Genomic DNA, 1,394 nt, shown 5'->3' with positions numbered 1-1,394 from the left:
CTCTTAAGCCCCCATATCTAATTGGACAATAATGACTAATATAAGTTATACTAAATATAGTAATTATTGGAGGAAAGTTATGAAGGGAAGAAGTTATTCAGAAGAATTCAAAGAACAAATATTGCAAGAAGTTAAAGAGGTTGAAAATGTTTCTTTAGTAGGAAGAAAACATGGGATATCTACTAGTACAATTTTTAATTGGATAAGTAAATCTAAAAATAAAGATAAAATAGGTGTTAAACCGGGCCGAAAAGCTTTAGTTGAGGGAAAAAATAATGAAAACGAAATAAATGAAATTACTCAGGAAAATGATAAATTGAAGAAAATTTTAGGAGAAAAAGACTTAGAAATAGCCATTCTTAAAGATCTATTAAAAAAAGCCAACCCTCAATTAAAGATAAAATAGAAATAGCACAAAAATATATAAATGCTGGATATTGTATATCCTTAGTATTAAAGATATGTAAGCTTAGCAGGTCGACATATTACTATAATATTAATTACAAAGTAAAGGATGAAGATAAAGTAAAACCCGCAGGGCGTATGCCAGTAGGATATTCTTTTACAACAGATAACAAAAGAATATGTGATGATGAAATTAAAGAATATATCATGGAAGCTATAAATGGTGATGCTCAATACTATGGATACAGAAAAATAACATATTATTTAAAACGTACTTATAATTTAATAATCAACTGCAAAAAGGTTTATAGGCTTTGTAAAGAATTAAATATTCTTAGAGATCAGAGAAAAATATATCCTAAAACTAAGAGAGTTCTAGCGTCTAATAGGACTGTTACTTCTTCTAATCAAGTATGGGAAATTGATATAAAATATGGATATGTTCATGGTGAGGATAAATTCTTTTACACTTTAAATGTAATAGATGTTTTTGATAGAAGTATTATAGATTATCATATGGGATTACATTGTGAAGGAAAAGATGCAGCCGTCCTTATAAGGCGTTGCCTTATTAAGCGAAATTTATTTGCAGAGAATTGCTCAAAACCTGTTATAAGAAGTGATAATGGTTCACAGTTCATAAGTCACATATTTGAGGATACTTGTTCTAGGCTACATATCGAACATGAGAGGATACCAGTAAAAACACCTAATAAAAATGCCCATATTGAGTCATTTCATAGGATTTTGGAAGATGAATGCTTTAAAATAAATGAGTTTCAAACATATGCAGAAGCTTATAAAATAGTTAATGAATTTATGATTTTTTACAATGAAAGAAGATTACATTCAAGTTTAAACTATATGCCACCAAAGGAATTTTATACTCTTTATCTTGGAGAGCATCTAGATAAAATTTGCATAAAGATATAATATTGAGAAAAAAGAAGAATTTAATAGATTTTGTCCAATATAAAGGGGTTAATCCG

The 1,394-nt window shown here is 28.1% G+C and carries 2 protein-coding genes; both read left to right on the top strand.

All coding sequences use genetic code 11. The features are described from left to right. Window positions 1-79 precede the first annotated feature (79 nt). The gene (locus FYJ33_RS15960; RefSeq protein ID WP_206046739.1) at window positions 80-406 is read left to right on the top strand and encodes a transposase; all 327 of its coding nucleotides are present in this window, start codon (window positions 80-82) and stop codon (window positions 404-406) included. Beyond that, window positions 370-1,338 carry an IS3 family transposase gene (locus FYJ33_RS15955; RefSeq protein WP_328598726.1) on the top strand — a complete coding sequence of 323 codons (969 nt, stop codon included), beginning with the start codon at window positions 370-372 and terminating at the stop codon, window positions 1,336-1,338. The genes FYJ33_RS15960 and FYJ33_RS15955 overlap by 37 nt, the downstream gene beginning before the upstream one ends. Window positions 1,339-1,394: the final 56 nt, after the last annotated feature.

The organism is Inconstantimicrobium porci (assembly GCF_009696465.1).
Classification (GTDB): domain Bacteria; phylum Bacillota; class Clostridia; order Clostridiales; family Clostridiaceae; genus Inconstantimicrobium; species Inconstantimicrobium porci.
Note: the sequence above shows the minus strand (reverse complement) of the source record. Positions and strands in the feature narration are given on the sequence as shown.